At 76.2% G+C, this 22,620-nt stretch carries 2 protein-coding genes; both read left to right on the top strand.

Going from position 1 to position 22,620, the window contains the following annotated elements; all coding sequences use genetic code 11:
* Positions 1-250: 250 nt before the first annotated feature.
* Complete coding sequence (locus tag ACZ66Z_RS20320; protein ID WP_469935795.1) at positions 251-14,929, top strand: amino acid adenylation domain-containing protein; 14,679 nt, start codon at positions 251-253, stop codon at positions 14,927-14,929.
* The gene (locus tag ACZ66Z_RS20315; RefSeq protein WP_469935793.1) at positions 14,926-22,620 is read left to right on the top strand and encodes an amino acid adenylation domain-containing protein; all 7,695 of its coding nucleotides are present in this window, start codon (positions 14,926-14,928) and stop codon (positions 22,618-22,620) included. The genes ACZ66Z_RS20320 and ACZ66Z_RS20315 overlap by 4 nt, the downstream gene beginning before the upstream one ends.

Here is a 22,620-nt window from a genome sequence, read left to right as displayed (position 1 = left end):
CGGCTCGCGCGGCGGCTGTGCCGCCGCCGACGGGCGCCTCCACCCGTGCCCTCCCCACGCGTCGACGACGCGCCCGGCGCGTTTCGCCCCGCGCTTGCACGGACGTGCCCGCTCCCGCTCGCGCGCCCGTTTCCCGCTCCGCGCCGCCGTTCCGGACTGCCCGCGCCTCCCGCGCGCGGCTGTTCGCGCTCCCTTCGCGCCTTCTTTCCCTCACCGTCCCCTAAATCTCTCCCCAAAGGTGTGGACCTGCATGCAGGAAAACCTCCCCCGCCCGGACTCGAATTCCACGGAACTTCTCGAACTGACCACCGCGCAACAGGGTGTGTGGTACGGGCAGCTGATGGATCCGGAAAGTCCGAAATACAACATCGGGGAATGCTTGGAGATACGTGGCGGGCTCGACGAGAGCTTATTCGCCGTCGCCCTCAATCGGGCGGTTCATCTCTGCGACAGCCTCCACACCGTCTTCGTGACCGTGGACGGGACGGTCCGCCAGCGCGTCGACCGTCCGGCCACCGTGCGGGACCGGCTGCACCGGGTCGATCTCACGGGCACCGACGACCCCGTCGCCGCGGCGGAGCGGTACATGGCGGACGACATGGCCACCGTGGACCGGCTCAACGCCCCCCGGCACCACTTCGCCCTGCTGCGACTCGGTCCCCGCCTGCACTACTGGTACGTCCGCTACCACCACATAGCCGTCGACGGTCTCGGCGGAGCCCTCTTCGCCCGGACCGTCACGGACCTCTACGCGCGGGCGACGCGCGGCGAGGACCTGGCGGCCGTGGCCCCGCCCACCGGCCCGCTGCGCGACCTCGTCGCCGACGAGGCGGCCTACCGCGCATCCGACCGGCTCGAAGCCGACCGCGCCCACTGGACCGGACGGTTCGCCGACCTGACCTCCGACCACGGCGACGGCCCCGCCGCGAGCGGAGCCGGAGCGCTCGTGCGGCGGCGGACCGACGCCCCTGCGCCCGGCGCGCGCCCGACCGCAGGCGATCTCGCCCTGCACACCGGCGAGACCCTTCCCCTCGGCGTCCTCGACGGTCTGCGGCGGCTCGGCGCGGCCGCCCGTACCACCTGGAGCGCCGTCCTCGTCGCGGCGGTCGCCGCCCACACGGCCCGCGTCACCGGCCGTCGCGAGGTCTGCATAGGGCTGGCCTCGCACGGCCGCCCCGGGGCGCTCCAGCACATCGTCGGCATGACGTCCGCGATCCTGCCGCTGCGGCTGACCGTCGACCCCGCCACGTCCGTCGCCGAACTCGTCAGGGCGGTCGCCACCGAGATGCGCGGAGCCCTGCGGCACCGCAGGTTCTCCCGGGAGCAGCTGGCCCGCGAGCTGAAGCGGGCCGGCGACGCGCCGCGGCTGACCGACGTCGTCGTCAACGTCATGGGCTACGACTACGGCCTGGACTTCGCCGGCAGCCCCGCGACCTCGCGGCTGCTGTCCATCGGCCCCGCCGACGACGTGTCCCTCTTCGTCTCCGAACGGGCCGAGGGGACGGGGCCGTTGGTCGGCTTCGACACCAATCCCGAGCTCTACCACCCGGACGACGTGCGGCTGTACCAGCAGGCGGCGGTGTCCTTCCTGGCGGCCCTTTCGGCCGCCGCCCCCGACACCCCGCTGAGCGCCGTGCGCTCCCTCGGGCCGGACGCCGCCGAGGCGCTGCTCGACCAGGGCCGCGGAACCGTTCTGCCCAGGGGCGCGACCGCGACGAGCCTGCCGGAGGCGTTCGCCGCCCAGGCGTGCCGCACGCCCGACGCGCCCGCTGTCGTCGCCGCGGGCGCCACCCTCTCGTACCACCGGCTCGCGGGCGCCGCCGAGGACCTGAGCCGCGCCCTGGCCGGCTGGGGCCTCGCCCCGGAGGGCGGGGTGGGGGTGCTCATCGGGCGTTCGGCAGCCGTGGTGGTGGCCTCGCTCGGCATCGTGGGCGCGGGCGCCGCGTACGTGCCGATGGACGTCTCTTGGCCGGCGGAACGGCTCGACCGCGTGGCCGGCATCGCCCGGGTGCGCGCCCTGGTCGTCGACGAGGAGACCGCCGCGACGGCCTGGGTCGAGCGGGCGGCCGCCACACTGCCGGTGCTGGTGGTCGACGCGCGGGGCACGATCGTGCGCGGCGGTCCCGGCCGGCCGGGCGTCCTGCCCGCGGCCGTCCACTCCGACCGGCTTGCATATGTCATGTTCACCTCAGGTTCTATGGGTCTGCCGAAGGGCGTCGGCGTCCGGCACGCCGACGTGCTGGCACTCGCGGCCGACAGCTCCTGGTCCGACGGGGCCTGCGACGCGGTCCTGATGCACTCGGCGTACGTGTTCGACGCCTCCACCTTTGAGATCTGGGTACCGCTCCTGCGCGGCGGCCGGGTGGTCGTGGCACCCCCGGGAGTCCTGGAGGCGCACACGCTTCGGGAGGTCACGGCCCGCGAAGGCGTCACGGCGCTGTTCCTGACCACCGCCCTGTTCAACCTCCTGGCCGAGACCGACCCGGCGGCCTGCGCCGGACTGCGCCTGGTCGCGGCGGGCGGCGAGGCGGCGGCCCCGGGCCTCATGGGCCGCGTCGCGGCCGGCGCGCCCGGCACCCGCGTCCTGCACGTCTACGGCCCCACCGAGACCACCACGTTCGCCGCCCGGTACCCCGTTCCCGCCGGAGCCGGCGGCGTCCCGCCCGTCGGCCGGCCGCTCGACGGCACCCGACTGTACGTGCTCGACGCCTCCCTCGCCCTCGTGCCGCCCGGCGCGGTGGGCGAGCTGTACGTGAGCGGTGCCGGTGTGGCCCGCGGCTACCAGGGCCGCCCGGCGGCGACCGCGTCCCGCTTCGTCGCGGACCCCTACGATCCGGCCGGCGGCCGGATGTACCGCACCGGCGACCTGGTGCGCTGGACGGCGGACGGCGACATCGAGTACGTCGGACGCGCCGACGGGCAGATCAAGCTCCGCGGCTTCCGCATCGAACCGGCCGAGACCGAGAACGTGCTCCTCGGCGACCCCGCCGTCCGCGACGCCCGGGTGCTGGTGCGCGAGGACGTCCCGGGCGACCGCCGACTGGTCGCCTACGTCGTGCCGGCGGCCGGCGCCCGCCCGGACGAGGCCGCCCTCGCCCGGCGCTTGGGCCGCACCCTGCCCGCGTACATGCTGCCGTCCGCGTTCGTCGTCCTCGACTCCCTGCCGTTGAACGCCAACGGCAAAGTGGACCGGGCGGCGCTGCCCGCGCCCCGGATCCGCGTCACCGACACCCGGCCGCCGCGCACCCCGCACGAGGAACTCCTCGCGGGCCTCTTCGCCGACGTCCTCGCAGTGCCGGAGGTGGGCGTCGACGACGACTTCTTCGCCCTCGGCGGGCACTCGCTGCTCGCCGCCCGCCTCCTCGCCCGCGTCCGGACCGCCACCGGCGGGGAGCTCGGACTGCGGGAGCTGTTCGAGCACCCCACCGTCGCCTCCCTCGCCGGCGCCCTCGCCGCCGCCGGGACCGCCCGGCCGCCCGTCCTGCCACGCCACCGGCCCGACCCCGTTCCGACGTCCTTCGCCCAGCGCCGGCTGTGGTTCCTCAACCGGACCGAGGAAGCGAGCGACGCCTACAACGTGCCGCTCGTCCTCGATCTCGAAGGACCCCTGGACACCGAAGCGTTGCGCGGCGCCCTGGCGGACGTGGTGGCCCGCCACGAGAGCCTGCGCACGGTGCTCGCCGACCACGACGGCGTGCCCCACCAGGTGATCCATCCCGCCACGGCGGCCGGCTCCCTCGTCCCCCTGCCGGTCGAACGGCCGCCGGCCGGAGAGCCGGCCGCGGCGTGGGCGGAGCGCACGGTGCGAGAGCTGGCCGCCGCGCCCTTCGACCTCGCCACCGACGTCGCCGTCCGCGCGCGCCTGCTCGTGACCGGCCCGGACCGGCACGTCCTGGTCCTCGTGCTGCACCACGTGGCCGCCGACGGCTGGTCGCTCGCCCCGCTCTGCCGCGACCTCGGCGCCGCCTACCGCGCCCGGACGACCGGCGACGCGCCCGACTGGCCCGAACTGCGCGTCCAGTACGCCGACTACACGCTGTGGCAGCGGGAACTGCTCGGCGACGGCGACGGCGACGGCGACGCGCCGGACGGTCTCGAGGCGCGCCGACTCGACCACTGGAGGAAGGCGCTGCACGGCGTTCCGGACCGGCTCGACCTGCCGTACGACCGGCCGCGTCCGGCGGCGCCCAGCCACCGCGGCGCCGCCGTTCCCTTCGCACTGGACGGCGACACCTACGGGCGTCTGCGACGGCTGGCCCGGGACGCGGGGTGCACCCCGTTCATGGTGCTCCAGGCCGCCCTGGCGGTGACCCTCCGGACGCACGGGGCCGGCGACGACATCCCGTTGGGCACCGCTGTGGCAGGCCGGACCGACGAGGCCCTGGACGATCTCGTCGGCTTCTTCGTCAACACGGTGGTGCTCCGCACGGACCTGTCGGGCGACCCCACCTTCCGCGACCTGCTCGCCCGGGTCGCCGCCTTCGACCTGGCGGCCTTCGACCACGCCGACCTGCCGTTCGAACGGCTGGTGGAGGAGCTGAACCCCGAGCGGTCCGGCGGCCACCATCCGCTGTTCCAGACCATGCTGGTGGTGCAGAACCAGGCGCGGGCGGAGCTCGCCCTGCCCGGCATCACCGTCCGGGACCGGTCCCGGCACACCGGGATCAGCAAGTTCGACCTCACGTTCTCGCTGATCGAGGTCCCGGACAGGTCGGGGACCGGCTCCGGAGCCGGGACCGGATCCGGCTCCGGGGACGGCGAGCGGAGCGGTGACGTCCGGCTGGGCGGTCATCTGGAGTACGCCACCGACCTGTTCGACGAGGCGACCGCCCGCGCCCTGGCCGAGCGGTTCGCCCGGATCCTCGCGCGGGCCGTCGACGCACCCGACCGGCACATCGGCGACCTCGACGCCCTCACGCCCGCCGAGCGGACGGAGGCGCTGGACGGCGGCCGCGGTGCCCCGCTCACGCGGCCGGTCCCTCCCGTCTCCGAAGCGGTACGGGAGTGGGCCGCCCGCACGCCCGACGCGGTGGCCGTACGCGACGGACGGACCGCCCTCACGTACGCCGGTCTCGACGCCCGCGCCGACGCCCTGGCGGCCGTCCTGCGGGCGCGCGGTGCCGGCCCGGACACCCGGGTGGCACTGGCGGTGCCCGCATCGGTCGACACCGCGGTCGCCTTCCTCGCGGTGCTGCGGGCCGGCGCCGCCTACGTCCCGGTCGACCCCGGCTACCCGCCCGCCCGCGTCCGGCAGATGCTCGAAGACGCGCGGCCGGTCCTGCTGCTGACCGGCGCAGGCGCCCCCGACACCCTGCCCGACGCGGGCGTCCCCCGGCTCGCCGTCGACGCCGCCCTCCCGCAGACGCCGGCCGGCACCCGGACCGGGGCCGCGGACACCAGCCACCGGACGCCGCTTCCCGCGGAGGCCGCGTACGTCGTCTACACCTCCGGGTCCACCGGCCGCCCCAAGGGCGTGGTGGTCCCGCACGGCGCCCTGGCCGGGCACACGGACTGGCTGGCCCGCCACCTGGACCTCACCTCCGAGGACCGGGTGCTGGCGCGGACGTCGACCAGCTTCGACGCCTCGGTGTGGGAGTGGTGGCTGCCCCTGACCCGCGGCGCCCAGGTCTGTGTGCTGCCGCCCGACGCCAACCGCGATCCACGCGCCCTGGTGTCCTGGATGCGCCGCTTCGACGTCACGGTCGCCCAGTTCGTCCCCTCGCACCTGGCGCTCGTCCTCGCCGAGGAGGCGGACGCCGCCCCGCCGGCCGCCCTCCGCGCCGTCCTGTGCGGAGGCGAGGCGCTGCCGCGCGATCTCGCCGACGAGGCGGCCGTACGGTGGCACGCCGAGGTCCACAACCTGTACGGGCCCACCGAGGCCACCATCGACGCGACGGCCCACCGGGTGCGCGGGCCCGAAGACGAGGCCGCGGCCGGCAGCGGCGGTTCCGCGCCGATCGGCCGGCCCGTCGACGGCATGCGCGTCTACGTCCTCGACGACCGGCTGAGGCCCGTGCCGCCGGGCGTGACGGGCGAGCTGTACCTGTCGGGAGCCAACCTGGCCCACGGCTACCTCGACCGCCCCGGCCTCACCGCCGAGCGCTTCGTCGCCGACCCGTTCGAGGCGCCCGGCACCCGCATGTACCGCACCGGCGACCTGGTCCGCCAGGACCGCGACGGACTGCTCACCCACGTCGCCCGGGCCGACGACCAGGTCAAGCTCCGTGGCTTCCGCGTCGAACCCGGTGAGGTGGCGGCGGCGCTCCGGGCCCTGCCGGGCGTCACGGCGGCGTGCGCCGTGGTCCGCGAGGACGCGCCCGAACGGCGCCGGCTCGTCGCGTACGCGGTCACGGGCGGACCCGTGTCCGGCGCGGCCGCGTCACGTGCGCCCGGGGCCGGCGCTTCCGAGGAGCCCGCGCCCGTCAGCGCCGCGCTGCGGGACGCGCTCGCGCGCACGCTCCCGCACCACCTCGTGCCCGACGCGGTCGTCGTCCTCGACGCCCTCCCGCTGCTGCCCAACGGCAAGGTGGACCGGCGCGCCCTGCCCGCGCCGGCGACCGGCGCCGGTCCGGTGCGCGGCGCGGCCGCGCCGCTCGGCGCCCGGGAGGAGGTCGTCGCCGGGATCCTCGCCGACGTCCTGGACCTCGGCGAGGTCGGCCCGCACGACAGTTTCTTCGACCTGGGCGGCCACTCGCTGCTCGCCATGCGCGTGATCAGCCGCGTCCGCGCCGTGCTGGGCACCGACCTCTCCGTACGGACCCTCTTCGAGCACCCGACCCCCGCCGGACTCGCGCGGGCGCTGGATCCCGCGGCCCGGACGCGGCCCCCGGTGACCCGTGCCGCCCGGCGGCCCGATCCGCTGCCGCTGTCCTTCGCGCAGCAGCGCCTGTGGTTCCTCAACCGGCTGGAAGGGCCGAGCTCCTCGTACAACATCCCGCTCGTCCTCGAACTGCGCGGACCGCTGAAGCCGGACGTCCTGGTCGCCGCACTGGCGGACGTCGTGGAGCGGCACGAGGCCCTGCGCACCGTGTTCCCCGAGCGCGACGGCGTCCCGCACCAGGTCGTGCTGCCCACGGCGGCCGCCGCGCCCCGCCCGGCCGTCGAGAGCACCGCGCCGGCGGATCTGGAGGCCGCCGTCCTGGCCGAGGTCCGCAAGCCGTTCGACGTGCTCACCGATCCGCCGCTGCGGACCCGGCTGCTGCGGTGCGCCCCCGAACACCACGTCCTGGTCCTGGTGCTCCACCACGTCGCCGGGGACGGCTGGTCCCTCGGGCCGCTGGCCCGGCACCTCGGCGACGCCTACCGGGCCCGGCTGGCCGGGCGGGCTCCCGCGGCGGGCGGTGGTCTCCAGTACGCCGACTACGCCCTGTGGCAGCACGCGCTCCTCGGCGAGGACGGTGAAAAGGGCGGCCTGGTGCGCGAGCAGCTGGACCACTGGCGCACCGCGCTCGCCGGACTGCCCGGTCTGATCGACCTGCCGCTGGACCGGCCGCGCCCGGCCGTCACCGACCCGCGCGGCGCGGTGGTCCCCTTCGACCTGCCGCCGGCCCTGCACACCCGGCTCGTGGAGCTGGCCCGCGCGTCCGGCAGCAGTCTGTTCATGGTCCTCCAGGCGGCCGTGGCCGCCCTGCTGCACCGGCACGGCGCCGGCGACGACATCCCGCTGGGCACGCCCGTCGCCGGCCGCACGGATGAGGCGCTGGAGGACCTGGTCGGCTTCTTCGTCAACACGCTCGTGCTGCGCACCGACCTCTCCGGCAACCCGACCTTCCGCGAACTGCTGGACCGGGTGAGGGACTTCGACCTCGCTGCCTACGCCCACCAGGACGTGCCCTTCGAACGGCTGGTGGAGGTCCTGAACCCGTCCCGGGCCCGGGACCACCACCCGCTGTTCCAGACCATGGTGGTGCTGCAGAACCAGGAGCCCGCCCGCCCCGACCTGCCGGGCCTCGACGTCGAGGACCGGCTCGTGCACAACGGACTGAGCAAGTTCGACCTGACCTTCGCCTTCACCGAGGACCGGGCCGGCGGTGGCCTGTCCGCCGGCATCGAGTACGCCACCGCGCTGTTCGACCGCGGCACCGTCGAGGCCCTCGCGGCCCGGCTCCTCCGGCTGCTCGACCGGGTGGCCGCCGAGCCCGACCGGCCCGTGGGCGGCCACGATCTGCTGACAGCCGGCGAACACGCCCTCGTACGGCGCTGGGGCGCGGGCCGGCCCCTGCCGGCGGACGGGGACGCCGAGGACCGCACGCTGCCCGCGCTCTTCGCCCGGCAGGTCGGACGCGCCCCGGACGCGGTGGCCGTCACCGACGGTGGCACGGACCTGTCGTACGCGGAGCTCGACCGTCTCTCCGCCGGCCTCGCCGAGGCCCTCGCCGGTCTCGGCGCCGGACCCGAACGCGCCGTCGGGGTCCTGCTGAGCCGGGCCCCCGCGGTGGTCACCGCCTCCCTCGGCACCGTGCGCGCGGCAGCCGCCTATGTGCCGCTCGACCCGCGCTGGCCCGCGGAACGGCTGGACCGGGTCGCCGCCGTGGCGGACCCCCGCATGCTGGTCGTCGACGAGGCCGCCCTCACCACCCCCTGGGTCACCGAACGGGCCGGACGGATCCCCGTCCTGGTCGTGGACCGTCTCGGGCGGCTGCTGCGGCAGATGCCGGCGGGAGCGGACGACGGCGAGGACGCGGGCACGGCCGGCGGACCCGGCCGCGCGGAGACCTCCTCCGGCGGGGCCGTCGGCCCCGGCCGCCCGGTGCGGTCCGGCCCGTCCGCCGTCGACCGCGTGCCCGGTCCGGACTCCCTCGCGTACATCATGTTCACCTCGGGCTCCACCGGCCTGCCCAAGGGCGTGGGCGTCAGCCACGCCGACGTGGCCGCCCTCGCGGCGGACTCCGCCTGGGCGGACGGCGCGGTCGACGCGGTGCTCCTGCACTCCGCGTACGTCTTCGACGCCTCCACCTTCGAGGTGTGGGCACCGCTGCTGGGCGGCGGACGTGTCGTCGTCGCCCCCGACGGGGTGCTGGAGGCCCACACCCTCGAAGAGGCCGTCCGCCGGCACGGGGTGACCGCCGTGTTCCTGACGACCGCCCTGTTCAACGTGATCGCCGAGACCGGAGCGGACGCCTACGCCGGGCTGCGCCTGGTGTGCGCGGGCGGCGAACTCGCCTCGCCCGACGCCATGCAGCGGGTCGCCGCCCACGCACCCGGCACGCAGGTCCTGCACGTCTACGGCCCCACCGAGACCACCACCTTCGCCACCCGCCACCTCGTCACCGCCGAGCTCCCGGCCGGCCCGCCGCCGATCGGCCGCCCCCTCGACGGCATGCGGGTCCAGGTCCTCGACGGGGCGCTGAACCCGGTGCCGCCCGGAGTGGTCGGAGAGCTCTACCTGGCGGGGCGCGGCGTCGCCCGCGGCTACACGGGGCACCCCGGAGCGACCGCCGCGCGGTTCGTCGCCGATCCGTCCGATCCGGCCGGTGGGCGGATGTACCGCACCGGCGACCTCGTGCGGTGGACGCCCCACGGACACCTCGCCTACGTCGGACGCGCCGACGGACAGGTCAAACTGCGCGGCTACCGCATCGAACTCGGCGAGATCGAGAGCGTCCTCGCGGGCTGCGCCGGAGTGGCGGACGCCTTCGCCCTGGTGCGCGAGGACGTGCCCGGCGACCGGAGGCTCGTCGCGTACGTGGTGCCGAACGCCGGCGCCCGCCCCGATCCCGCCGAACTGGCCCGCACCGTCGGACGGGTGCTCCCCGCCTACATGGTGCCCACCGCGGTGGTGCCGCTGGAGGCGCTGCCGCTGAACCCGAACGGAAAGGTGGACCGCGCGGCGCTGCCGCTGCCCGCGTACGACGCCCCGGGGTCCGGCCGGGCCCCGCGCACCGCCCGCGAGGAGATCGTCTGCGGCCTGTTCGCCGGTCTCCTCGGCCGGGCGAGCGTGGACCCGGACGACGACTTCTTCGCGCTGGGCGGACACTCCCTGCTCGCCACCCGGCTCGCGGCCCGGCTGCGCACCGCCCTCGGCGTGGAGGCGGAGGTCCGGCTCGTCTTCGAGCACCCGACCCCGGCCGCGCTCGCGGCCGCGCTGGAGGGAGCCGGGACCGCCCGGCCCCGGCCGACGCGGGTGGAACGGCGGCCCGATCCGCTGCCGCCGTCCCCGGCGCAGCAGCGCCTGTGGTTCCTCAACCGCTTCGAAGGGCCCTCGGCCACGTACAACGTCCCGCTGGTGCTGCGGCTGGACGGCCCGCTCGACACCGAGGCCCTCGCCCGCGCCCTCGCGGACGTGGTGGAGCGCCACGAAAGCCTGCGCACCGTGTTCCCCGACAGCGGGGGCGTGCCCCGGCAGCTGGTGCTGGACACGGCGGGCGCCGACCTCGACCTCACGCCGCGGGACGTCACACCGGACCGCCTCGACGCCGTGCTGACCGCCGAGACCGCGTACGCCTTCGACGTGAGCACCGAACGGCCCGTACGGGCCCGGCTGCTGCGCCTCGCACCCGAGTCCCACGTCCTGATGCTGCTCGTGCACCACATCGCGGGCGACGGCTGGTCGCTGGCGCCGCTCGCCCGCGACCTCGGCCAGGCCTACCGGGCGCGGACGGCCGGCGAGGAGCCCGGGTGGACCGCCCTTCCCGTCCAGTACGCGGACTACACCCTGTGGCAGCGCGCGCTCCTCGGCGACGAGGACGATCCGGCCGGTACGGCGGCCCGGCAGCTGGACTTCTGGAAGACCGCCCTCGACGGACTGCCCGATCTGCTGGACCTGCCGTGGGACCGGCCGCGGCCCGCGGTCGCCACCCACCGGGGCGACGCCTTCGCCTTCCCGGTGGACGCCGACACGCACCGGGCGCTGGCCGATCTGGCCCGGGCCCGCGGGTGCAGCCTCTTCATGGTGCTGCAGGCCGGGCTGGCGGTGCTGCTGGCCGCGCACGGCGCGGGCGAGGACATCCCGCTCGGCACGCCCGTCGCGGGCCGCACCGACGAGGCCCTGGACGACCTGGTCGGCTTCTTCGTCAACACCCTGGTCCTGCGCACCGATCTGAGCGGAAACCCCGCCTTCACCGAGGTCCTCGACCGCGTGCGGGACTTCGACCTGGCGGCGTACGCGCACCAGGACGTGCCGTTCGAGCGGCTGGTCGACGCGCTGGACCCGGCCCGGGTGCAGAACCGCCACCCGCTGTTCCAGACCATGCTGGTGCTCCAGAACCAGGCCGAGGCGTCCGTCGAGCTGCCCGGCCTCACCGTCCGCGACGTGCCGGTGCGCACCGGCATCAGCAAGTTCGACCTCACGTTCACGTTCACGGAGCGCCGGGACGGGACGGGACGGCCCGACGGCCTCGACGGCGTCCTCGAGTTCTCCACCGACCTGTTCCACCCCGCCACCGCGCAGGCACTGGCGGCGCGGCTGGGCCGGCTGCTCGGCACGCTCGCCGCCGACCCCGGCCGGCGCGTCCGGGACGTGCCGGTCCTGACGGCCGACGAGCGGACGGCGCTGCTCCGGGCCGGCCACGGCCCCGAACGGCCGCTGCCCGCCCGGACCCTGCCCGAGGCGTTCCGCGCGCAGCGCGACCGCACCCCCGACGTCGTCGCCGTCCGGACGGCCGAGCGGGACCTGACCTTCGCGGAACTCGACCGGCTGTCCGACGGGCTGGCCCGTGAGCTGCGGGCCCGCGCCGTGGGACGCGGGGACGTGGTGGCCCTCGCGCTGCCGGGCACCGCCGCCCAGGTCGTGGCGATGCTGGCCGTGGCCAAGGCGGGGGCGGCCTGGCTCCCGGTCGACCCGGAATATCCGGCGGCCCGCCTCGCCCTCGTCCTGGCCGACGCCCGCCCCGTCCTGCTGGTCGCGCCCGAGGCGCGCCCGCTCACCTTGCCGGAGCCGGCGGTCCCGGTGCTCCTCGTCGGAGCGGCCGGGGAGCCGGTGAAGGGGACGGCGCCCGCCGGCGTGGTGGTCGAGGCGGCCGGCGCCGTGACCGCCGCGGACGGCCCGCGCCCCCTCGACGCCGCGTACGTGCTCCACACCTCCGGCTCCACCGGCCGCCCGAAGGGCGTCGTCGTCACCCATGCCGCCCTCACCAACCACATGGCCTGGCTGGCGGACCACCTCGCGCTCACCGGTGCGGACCGGATCCTGGCCCGCACCTCGCCGAGCTTCGACGCCTCCGTGTGGGAGACCTGGCTGCCACTGCTGCACGGCGGCACCACCTGCCCCGTACCGCCGGCCCTCCACCAGAACCCGGCGGAGCTGCTGGCCCGGATGCGGCAGGCGGGAGTGACCGTCGCCCAGTTCGTACCGTCGCTGCTCTCCCTCGTCCTCACCGAGACCGAGGGCCAGGAGCCGCCGGCCGAGCTGCGCGCCGTCCTGTGCGGCGGCGAGCCGCTCACCGCCGCGCTGGCCGAACGGGCCGCCCGCGCATGGGGCGTGGAGGTGCACAACCTGTACGGGCCGACCGAGGCGACCATCGACGCCACCGGCCACCGCGTGTGCGGCCCCGACGGCGCGGGCGCGTCCGCCGGCGACGCATCCGTGCCGATCGGCCGGACCGTCGACAACCTCCGCGCCTACGTCCTCGACACGGCGCTCCGGCCCGTGCCGCCGGGCGTGACGGGTGAGCTGTACCTGGCGGGGGAGGGCCTGGCCCGCGGCTATCTGAACCTCCCCGGGCTCACGGCCGGCCGGTTCGTCGCCGACCCCTTCGGACCCGCCGGCGCGCGCATGTACCGTACGGGCGACCTCGTCCGGCAGCGGGCCGACGGGCTGCTGCGGTACGTGGCCCGCGCCGACGACCAGGTCAAGCTGCACGGTCTGCGCATCGAGCCGGGCGAGATCGAGGCCGCGCTCGCCGGCCTCGACGGCGTCGGCGCCGCCTGTGTCCTCGTCCGCGAGGACCGCCCGGGCGAGCAGCGGCTCGTCGCCTACCTCGCGGCCGGCCCCGACGGCGCCGCCACGGCGGACGACGCCACGCTGCGCGAACGGCTGACGGCGCTGCTGCCCGTCTTCATGGTGCCCGCCGTCTTCGTCCGCCTGGACGCGCTGCCGCTGCTGCCCAACGGCAAGACGGACCGGCGGGCCCTGCCCGCCCCGGCCGGTCCGGAGGGCGGCCGTGCGGGGGACGGGACGCCGCGCACGGCACGGGAGCGGATCCTGTGCGACCTGTACGGGGCCGTGCTGCGCGGCCCGGCGGCCCGGCGCGACGACGACTTCTTCGCGCTCGGCGGCGACAGCATCCTGTCCATCCAACTGGTCAGCCGGGCGCGCGAGAGGGGCCTCGGCATCACCCCCAAGGACGTCTTCCTGCACCGTACGCCCGAGGCGGTGGCCGCGGCGGCCACCGAGCTCGACGGCCAGGCCGCCGCACCGGCCGACGACGGCGTGGGCACCCTGCCGCTCACCCCCATCGCGGCCTGGTTCCTCGACCGGCCCGGTCCCACCGACGGCTACCACCAGTCCGGAGTGCTGCGCACGCCCCTCGGCGCCGCGCAGGACGACCTCGTTGCCGCGCTCCAGTTGCTCGTCGACCACCACGACACGCTGCGGCTGCGCGTCGGCCGCGCGGTGGGCGGCGAGGCGCTGCCGGAAACGCTGCCGCGGGGCGCGGTGGACGTCCGTGCGCGCTTCACGCGGATCGACGTCGCCGGACTGGACGAGGAACGCGTCCGGGCCGCCCTCGCCGAGGCGGGGGAGCGGGCACGGGGCCGGCTGCGGCCCGCGCACGGCCGGGTGCTCGAGGCCGTGTGGGCGGACGCCGGCCCGCGGGCCCGCGGACGGCTGCTGCTGCTCGTCCACCACCTCGCGGTCGACGCCGTGTCCTGGCGGATCCTCGCCGAGGACCTGGCGACGGCCTGGAGCGCCACGACCGGCTCACGATCCGCCGGCACGGACCGTGCCGCCCCCGCCCTGCCGCCGGTCCACACCTCCTACCGGGGCTGGGCGAGGCTCCTCGCCACGCAGGGCCGGGACGGCGCCCGCGCGGCCGAACTGCCGCTGTGGGAGGACATGTCGGCGGGCACGGTGCCACCGCTCGGTCGCCGGCCGCTCGACCCGGAACGGGACACCGCCGGCCGCTGTCGCACCCTCACCACCCGCCTGGACGCCACCTGGACCCAGCCACTGCTCACCACCGCCCCCCAGGCCTTCCACGCCGGAGTGGACGACGTCCTGCTCACCGCGCTGGCCCTGGCCGTCCGCAGCCGGCGCGACCGACCCGCCGGGGCACTCGGCACGCCCGGCCCCGAGGACGCCGGAGTGCGGATCGACCTGGAGAGCCACGGCCGCGAGCAGATCGCCGGGAACGTCGACCTGTCCCGGACGGTCGGCTGGTTCACCAGCCTGTATCCGGTGCTGCTGGACCCCGGGCCGCTCGACCCGCGGGACCCCGGCCGCTTCGACGGAGGGCTGGTGGACCGGGCCGTCAAGCGGGTCAAGGAGCAGCTGCGGGCGGTGCCGGACCACGGCATCGGCTACGGGGTGCTGCGGTGGCTCGACCCCGTGGCCCGCGTCCGTCTCCAGGAGGCCGCACCCCCCGAGATCGGCTTCAACTACCTGGGGCGGTACGCCGCCCCCGCACGGCACGCCGGCCCGGACGGCGGCCCCGGTGGCGACGCGGGCGACTGGGAGGTGCTGCTGGACGGCGGGGCGCCCGCCGTCCAGGACCCCGGCGCGCCCGTCCACCACGTCCTCGACGTCAACGCCCACACGGAGGACCGGCCCGGCGGACCGTGCCTCGTGACGCGCTGGACCTGGCCCGCGGAACTGCTCCCCGAGACGGAGGTCACGGCGCTCGCCGAGGCGTTCGGCCGGGCCCTGCGGGCGATCGCCGAACACGCCGAACAGCCCGACGCGGGCGGCTGGACGCCGTCCGACCTTCCCCTGGTCTCCCTCGACCAGACCCAGATCGACCGACTGAAGAACAAGTGGGGTGGACGCAAGTGACCGGGTTCCAGCTGGAGGACGTACTGCCGCTGACGCCGCTGCAGGAGGGCATGCTCTTCCACGCCCTGTACGACTCCGCGGTTGTGGACGTCTACACCACGCAGTTCGTCTTCGCGCTCGAAGGCACCGTGGACCTGCCGGCCCTGCGCGCGGCCGTGGCGGCCCTGCTGCACCGGCACGCCAACCTGCGGGCCGGTTTCCTCCACGAGGAGCTGGACCAACCGGTGCAGGTGGTGGCCGCCGAGGTGTCCGTGCCGCTGGCGGAGCACGACCTGACCCTGCCGTCCGGCACCGGCACCGACCTCACCCCCGGCGCCCGCACGGCCGAGGACCGGCTCCAGGACTTCCTCGCCGAGGACCGCCTGCGGCGCTTCGACCTGACCACGCCGCCGCTGATGCGCTTCGCCCTGCTGCGCACCGGCCCGGCCCGGTACCGGCTGGTGATGACGTGCCATCACATCCTGCTCGACGGCTGGTCGATGCCGCTGCTGGTACGTGAGCTGTTCACGCTGTACGCCCACCGCGGCGACGACGCCGCCCTGCCCAGGGTCACCCCGTACCGCGACTATCTGGCCTGGCTGGCCGGACAGGACCGGCCGGCCGCGCTGGACGTCTGGCGCACCGCCCTCGCCGGGGTGGAGGCGCCGACGCTGCTCGCCGGGCGCGGCGGGCCGGTGGCCGCCCGGCCGGACCCGCAGGACCCCGCCGGGCGAGGGGACGCGGAGGACTCGCGGCCCGGGGGCGCCGCGCTGCCGGAGACGCTGGTCCTGGAGCTGGACGAGGCCGTCACCCGGCGGTTACGGGCCACCGCCCGCGACCACCGGCTCACCCTGAACACCCTGCTGCAGGGAGCCTGGGGGCTGCTCCTCGCCCGGCTCACCGGACGCGCCGACGTGGTGTTCGGCACGACCGTGTCCGGCCGCCCGCCGGAGCTGCCCGGAGCCGAGTCGATGGTGGGCCTGTTCATCAACACCGTCCCGGTCCGGGTCAGGACGCTGCCCGGCGAGGCCACGGGGGAGCTGCTGGCCCGGCTCCAGGACGAACAGGGGCGGCTGCTCGGCAGCCAGTTCGTGGGGCTGACCGAGCTGCGCAAGGTCACCGACCTGGACGAACTCTTCGACAGCCTGCTCGTGTTCGAGAACTACCCGCTGGACGCGGAGGCCCTGAACACCGCCCGGCAAGGACTGCCCGGTCTCACCGTCACCGGAGTCGAGGGGACGGACGCGGCGCACTACCCGCTCACCCTGACCGTCGCCCCCGGCGACCGGCTACGGGTCACGTTCGGCTTCCGGACCGCCGTACTGGACCGGACCGAGGTGGCCCGTACCGTCGAACGGCTGCGCCGGCTGCTGGTCACCCTGTCCGAGGGCGGCCTGGACCGGCCGGCGGACGGCCTGTCGGTACTGCTGGACGGGGAACGGCAGGAGCTCCTGACACACGGGCGTGGCGCCGAACTCCCGCCCGCCTGGTCCACCACCGACCTGGCGGCGGCCGTCGCCCGGCAGGCCGCCGGGCACCCGGACGCGGTGGCGGTGTCCGGCGGCGCCGAGCGGCTGACGTACGCGGAGCTCTGCCGCCTCGCCGACGCGGTGGCCGGCACCCTGACCGGCCTCGGCGTGGCCGCCGAGGAAGGCGTGGGCATCCTCCTGGGCCGCTCGGCCGCCCAGGTCACCGCCGCACTGGGGGTGCTGCGGGCCGGCGCCGCCTACGTGCCGCTCGACCCCCGCTGGCCCGCCGAGCGGCTGGCCCGGGTGGCCGCCGTCGCCGCGCCACGGCTGCTGATCGTCGATGAGGCCACCCGGACGCATCCGTGGCTGCGGGAGCTGGGGACCGAGGTGCGGGTGGTGACCGTGGACGGCGCGGGGCGGGTCCGGGACGGTGCGGCCGCTCCGGGTGCGCTGCCCGCGCCCGCCGGCGGCGCCCGTCTCGCGTACGTGATGTTCACCTCCGGATCGACCGGGCTGCCCAAGGCCGTCGGCGTCTGCCACCGCGACGTGGCGGCACTCGCGGCGGACCGGACGTGGGACGGCGGTGTCGCGGACGTGGTGCTGCTGCACTCGGCGTACGTCTTCGACGCCGCCACTTTCGAGATGTGGGTGCCGCTGCTGCGCGGTGGGCGGATCGTGGTGGCGCCGGAGGGGACGTTGCAGCCGGCGGTGCTCCGGGACCTGGTGGACCGCGAGGGCGTGACGGCGGCGTTCCTCACCACGGCCCTGTTCAACGTGTTCGCCGAGACCGATCCCGGCGCCCTGGGCGCACTGCGGCTGGCCGCCGCGGGCGGCGAGGCCGCCGCTCCCGGCGTGCTGCAACGCCTTGCGGCCACCTGCCCGGACACCCGGGTGCTCAACGCGTACGGACCCACCGAGACCACCACCTTCGCCACCCTCCACCGGGTGCGGCCGGACGACGTCCCGGGCGGGGTGCCGCCGATTGGCCGCCCGCTCGACGGTACGCGCGCCCTCGTCCTGGACGCCGCGCTGCGCCCCGTACCGGTGGGAGCCGAAGGGGAGTTGTACCTGGCCGGACCGGGAGTGGCGCGCGGATACCTGGGCCGGCCGGGGCTGACGGCGACCAGGTTCGTCGCCGACCCCACCGACCCCTCCGGCGGGCGGATGTACCGGACCGGCGACCTGGTGCGCTGGAACGGCGACGGGCGCCTGGTGTACGTGGCGCGCGCCGACCAGCAGATCAAGCTGCGGGGCCACCGCATCGAGCCCGGCGAGATCGAGGCGGTGCTGCGCGACCACCCGTCGGTGCGGGCCGCCTGCGTCCTGGTCCGCGAGGACCTGCCCGGCGACCGGACGCTCACGGCCTACGTCGTACCGGCCGCCGGCCGCACGGCCGACCCGGGCGTCCTCACCGCGCACGTGGGCCGCCGGCTCCCCGCGTACATGGTTCCCCAGGTCGTACAGCCGCTGGCGGCGCTGCCGTTGACGCCGAACGGCAAGCTGGACCGGACGGCGCTGCCGGTGCCCGAAGCGCCCTCCGGCGCACGGGGCCGGGCGCCGCGCGGGGCCCGCGAGGAGATCCTCGCGGGCCTGTTCGCCGATGTCCTCGGCGTGCCGCAGGTCACCGCCGACGACAGTTTCTTCGCCCTGGGCGGGCACTCCCTGCTGGCGACCCTGCTGGTGGGACGGATCCGGGCGCTCCTGGACACGGAGGTGGAGATCCGCACCCTGTTCGAGAACCCGACGGTCGCCGCGCTCGCCGCCGCGCTCGAAGGAGCGGAGCGGCCGGCCCGGCCGCCCCTGGCACCCCGGCGCCGCCCGGACGCGCTGCCGCTGTCGTACGCCCAGCGCCGCCTGTGGTTCCTGCACCGGCTCGACGGCCCGTCCGCGACCTACAACATCCCCTTCGCGGTGCGGCTTGACGGACCCCTCGACCCGGAGGCCCTGCGGCGGGCCCTCACCGACGTCGTCGACCGCCACGCGGCGCTGCGCACCGTCTTCCCGGCCGACGCCGAAGGCCCGGTGCAGCAGGTCCTCGCGGCCGGGGAGGCGCGCCCGCCGTTCCTCCTCGACACCGTCGACGAGGACAAGCTGGCGGACCGCATCGCCGCCGCAGCCGCCGACCCCCTCGACATCGAGCGGACGCTGCCGCTGCGGGCGACGCTGCTGCGAATCGACGACGCGTCCCACGTCCTCGTCCTCGTCGTGCACCACATCGCCGCCGACGGCTCCTCGCTGGCACCGCTCGCCCGCGACCTCGGGGCCGCCTACCGGGCCCGCGTCACCGGCACGGCGCCCACCTGGGCGCCCCTGCCGGCCGACTACGGCGACTACACCCTGTGGCAGCACGAGCTGCTCGGCGACGAGCACGACCCCGACAGCCTGATGGCGCAGCAACTCTCCTTCTGGCAAAAGGCGTTGCTCGGGATACCGGAGCAGATCGAGCTGCCCCGGGACCGACCCCGGCCCGCGGTGCCCCGGCACCACGGCGCCACCCACTCCTTCACGCTGGACGCGGCGACCGCCCGCGGGATCATCGGCCTCGCCCGGGCCCAGGGGTGCAGCGTCTTCATGGTGCTGCAGGCCGCGCTGTCGCTGCTGCTCTCCCGGCACGGCGCCGGCGACGACATCCCGCTGGGCACCGCCGTCGCGGGCCGCACCGACGAGGCCACGACCGACCTGGTCGGCTTCTTCGTGAACACCCTGGTGCTGCGGACCGACCTCAGCGGCGACCCGACCTTCACCGAACTCCTCGAGCGCGTCCGCGACTTCGACCTGGGCGCGTACGCTCACCAGGACGTGCCCTTCGAGCGCCTGGTGGAACTCCTCAACCCGGCACGGTCACAGCACCACCACCCGCTCTTCCAGACCATGCTGGTGCTCCAGAACCACACCCCGGCCGCGCCCGTCGACCTCCCGGGACTCACCGCGCACGCGCTTCCCGCCGACCTCGGGGTCAGCAAGTTCGACCTGTCGTTCACCTTCGCCGAGTCGTACACCCCCGACGGAACGCCCGACGTCCTGCACGCCTCGGTCGACTACGCGACGGAGCTGTTCGACGCGGAGACCGTACGGGCCCTGGCGGAGCGGCTGCGACGGCTGCTCGGCGCCGTCGTCGCCGATCCCGGACTGCCGCTCCACGCCTACGACGTCGTCGGCGCCGAAGAGCGCACGCGGCTCGCCCGGTGGGAGACCGGCCCGGTGCGGGAAACGCCGGGGCGCAGCCTGCCGGAGCTCTTCGCGCGCCAGGCGCGGCGCGCCCCCGACGCCCCCGCCGTCCGCGACGCCACGACGACACTGACCTACCGCGAGCTGGACGCCCGCGCCGACGCCCTAGCCCGCCGGCTGGCCGCGCGCGGCATCGGACCCGAGGACCGGGTCGCCGTGGCGCTGCCGCGCGACCGCGAGCTGGTCGTCGCCCTGCTCGCGGTGATGAAGGCGGGAGCGGCCTACCTGCCGCTGGACCCGGACTACCCGGCGGAGCGCCTGGCCCACATGCTCACCGACGCCGCGCCCCGCCTGCTCCTGACCACCCCCCGCCTGCACGCCGCGCTGCCGGGGACACCCGTGCCGCATCTGTACCCCGGAGCGGACGAGGAGGGCGACGGATCCCCGACGCCGACCACGGCCGACGGCCGGCCGAGCGGACCGGACGGCGAGCGTCGCGGCGCGACCCCGGACCCGGCCCACCCCGCATACGTCATCTACACCTCGGGCTCCACCGGCCGGCCCAAGGGCGTCGTCGTCACCCACCGCGGTGTGGAGGCGATGGCCGGAACGCAGGCACGGCGGCTGCGCGTCACGCCGGAGAGCCGGGTGCTGCACCTGGCGTCGATCAGCTTCGACGCGGCCTTCTGGGAGCTGTGCATGGCCCTCCTGTCAGGGGCCTGCCTGGAGATCGACGAGCGCGACGCGCTGCTGCCCGGCCCGGCACTCGCCGCACGGGTCCGCGAGCACGCCATCACGCACCTGACCCTGCCGCCCGCCGCCCTGGCCGTGATGCCGCCGGACTCGCTGCCCGCCGGGACCACGATCGTGCTGGCGGGCGAGGCGTGCCCGCCGGCACTGGTGCGCACGTGGGCGGAGGACCGCTTCCTGGTCAACGCCTACGGGCCGACGGAGACCACCGTGTGCGCCACGATGAGCGGCTTCCTGTCCGCGCGGGGACCCCACGCGCCGGACCGTACCGTCCCCATCGGGGCGCCCGTCGACGGCACCCGGGTCCGCGTCCTCGACGACCGGCTGCGGCCCGTCCCGCCCGGCGTGACCGGCGAGTTGTACGTCTCGGGCGAGGGAGTGGCCCGCGGCTATCACGGCCGACCGGGGCTGACGGCGTCCCGGTTCGTGGCCGACCCCGCCGACCCGGCCGGCAGCCGCATGTACCGCACCGGCGACCTGGTCCGGTGGACCCGTGGCGGACAGCTCGAGTACGTCGGCCGGGCGGACGACCAGGTCAAGCTGCGCGGCTTCCGGATCGAGCTGGGGGAGGTCGAGGCGGCGCTGACCGCGCTGCCCGGGGTGGCGGCGGCCTGCGCGACGGTCCGGGAGGACCGGCCGGGCGACCGGAGGCTGGTCGCGTACACGGTGGCGGCACCCGGCACGGCGGGCCCGGACGGCGCCGAGGTGCGCTCCCGGCTCGCCGCCGTACTGCCCGCGCACATGGTGCCCTCCGCCCACGTGCCGCTCGCCGCCCTGCCGTTGACCCCCAACGGCAAGACCGACCGCCGGGCCCTGCCCGCACCGGGCACCGTCCCCGGCACCGGCCCGGACGCCGGCGGCCGCGAGCCGCGCACGGCGCGCGAACGGCAGGTGTGCGCCGTGTTCGCGGAAACGCTGGGGGCGGCGCGCGTGGGCGTCACCGACGACTTCTTCGCACTCGGCGGACACTCGCTGCTCGCCGTGACGCTCGCGCAGCGGATCGAGGAGCGGTGCGGTAGGCGCCTGTCGCTGCGGGCCCTGTTCGCCGCCCCGACGCCCGAGGGCGTGGCCGCGCTGCTGGCCGCTCCGGCGGACGCCGCGGCGGCCGCGCCGGAACCGGTGGATCTGGCGGCCGAGGTGCGGCTCGCCGCCGACATCACCGGCGCCGGCCGTGCCACAGGCGGGGCGGGCGCCACCCGACGGCCGTCCCGGCCGTCCCCCCGGCCGCTGCTGACCGGAGCGTCCGGCTTCCTCGGGGCCTTCCTCCTGCGCGACCTCATCGAGGCGACGGACGGCCCGGTCGACTGCCTGGTCCGCGCCACCGGCGAGCGGGAGGCGGGAGAGCGGCTGCGAGCCAACCTGGAACGGTACGGACTGTGGCGGGAGCGCTACGAGCACCTGGTCCGGCCCGTGCCCGGCGATCTGGCGGCCCCCGGCCTCGGGCTCGCACCGGAGGTCCGGTCCGCCCTGGTGCGCCGCCTCGGCCCGGTGCTGCACAACGGCGCCTCGGTCAACTTCGCCGCCGGGTACGGCGACCTGCGGGCGGCCAACGTCTCCGGCACCGAGGAACTGCTGCGCCTGCTCGCCGACTCCGACGCCCCGGGCCTGCACTACGTGTCGACGACGAGCGTGTACGCGCCGGCCGACGTCCCGGCCACCGTCACCGAGTCGACGCCCACCGGGCCGGCGGACCGCCTCCCGGACGGGTACGCGCGGAGCAAATGGGTGGCCGAGGGCCTGGTGGGGCTGGCGCGGGAACGGGGCCTGCCGGTGACCGTCCACCGCCCCGCCCGGATCAGCGGCGACACGGCCACCGGGGCCTGCCAGGACCGTGACCTGCTGTGGCGTCTGATCAAGGGCTGCCTCCAGGCGGAGGCGGTGCCGGACCTGCCGCCCGGCTCGACGGACTGGGTGCCGGTGGACTACGTCAGCGCCGCGGTGGTGGCCCTGGCGACGACCGTCCCGGCCGGGACGGGCCGGGGGCCGGACGCGTACCACCTGACCCATCCGGACGCGCCGGGCCTGGACCGGGTGTTCGCCGTGGCGCAGAGCATGGGGTACGCGCTCAGGACGGTGTCGGCGCAGGAGTGGACGTCCCTCGTGGCGGCCCGTCACGACAACGCCGCCCAGCTGTTCCTCGGCGCCGGCCACCCCACCGCGCACGGCGCTCCCCGGCGCTTCGACTCCCGCGCCTCGGCCACGGCCCTCGCGGACCTCGGGGTCGCCCTGCCGCCCCTGACGGACGAGGTGCTGCTCCGCTATCTGACGTACTTCGGGAAGACGGGCTTCCTGCCCGCTCCCGACGACACGCGGAGCGGCGCGTAG

This window comes from Streptomyces sp. NPDC107498 (assembly GCF_055582805.1).
This window is presented reverse-complemented; position numbering and strand designations above follow the sequence as displayed.

What these genes read in the sequence shown, in the direction of transcription:
- ACZ66Z_RS20320 (WP_469935795.1), top strand. Translation starts at nt 251, where the DNA reads ATGCAGGAAAACCTCCCCCGCCCGGACTCGAATTCCACGGAACTTCTC.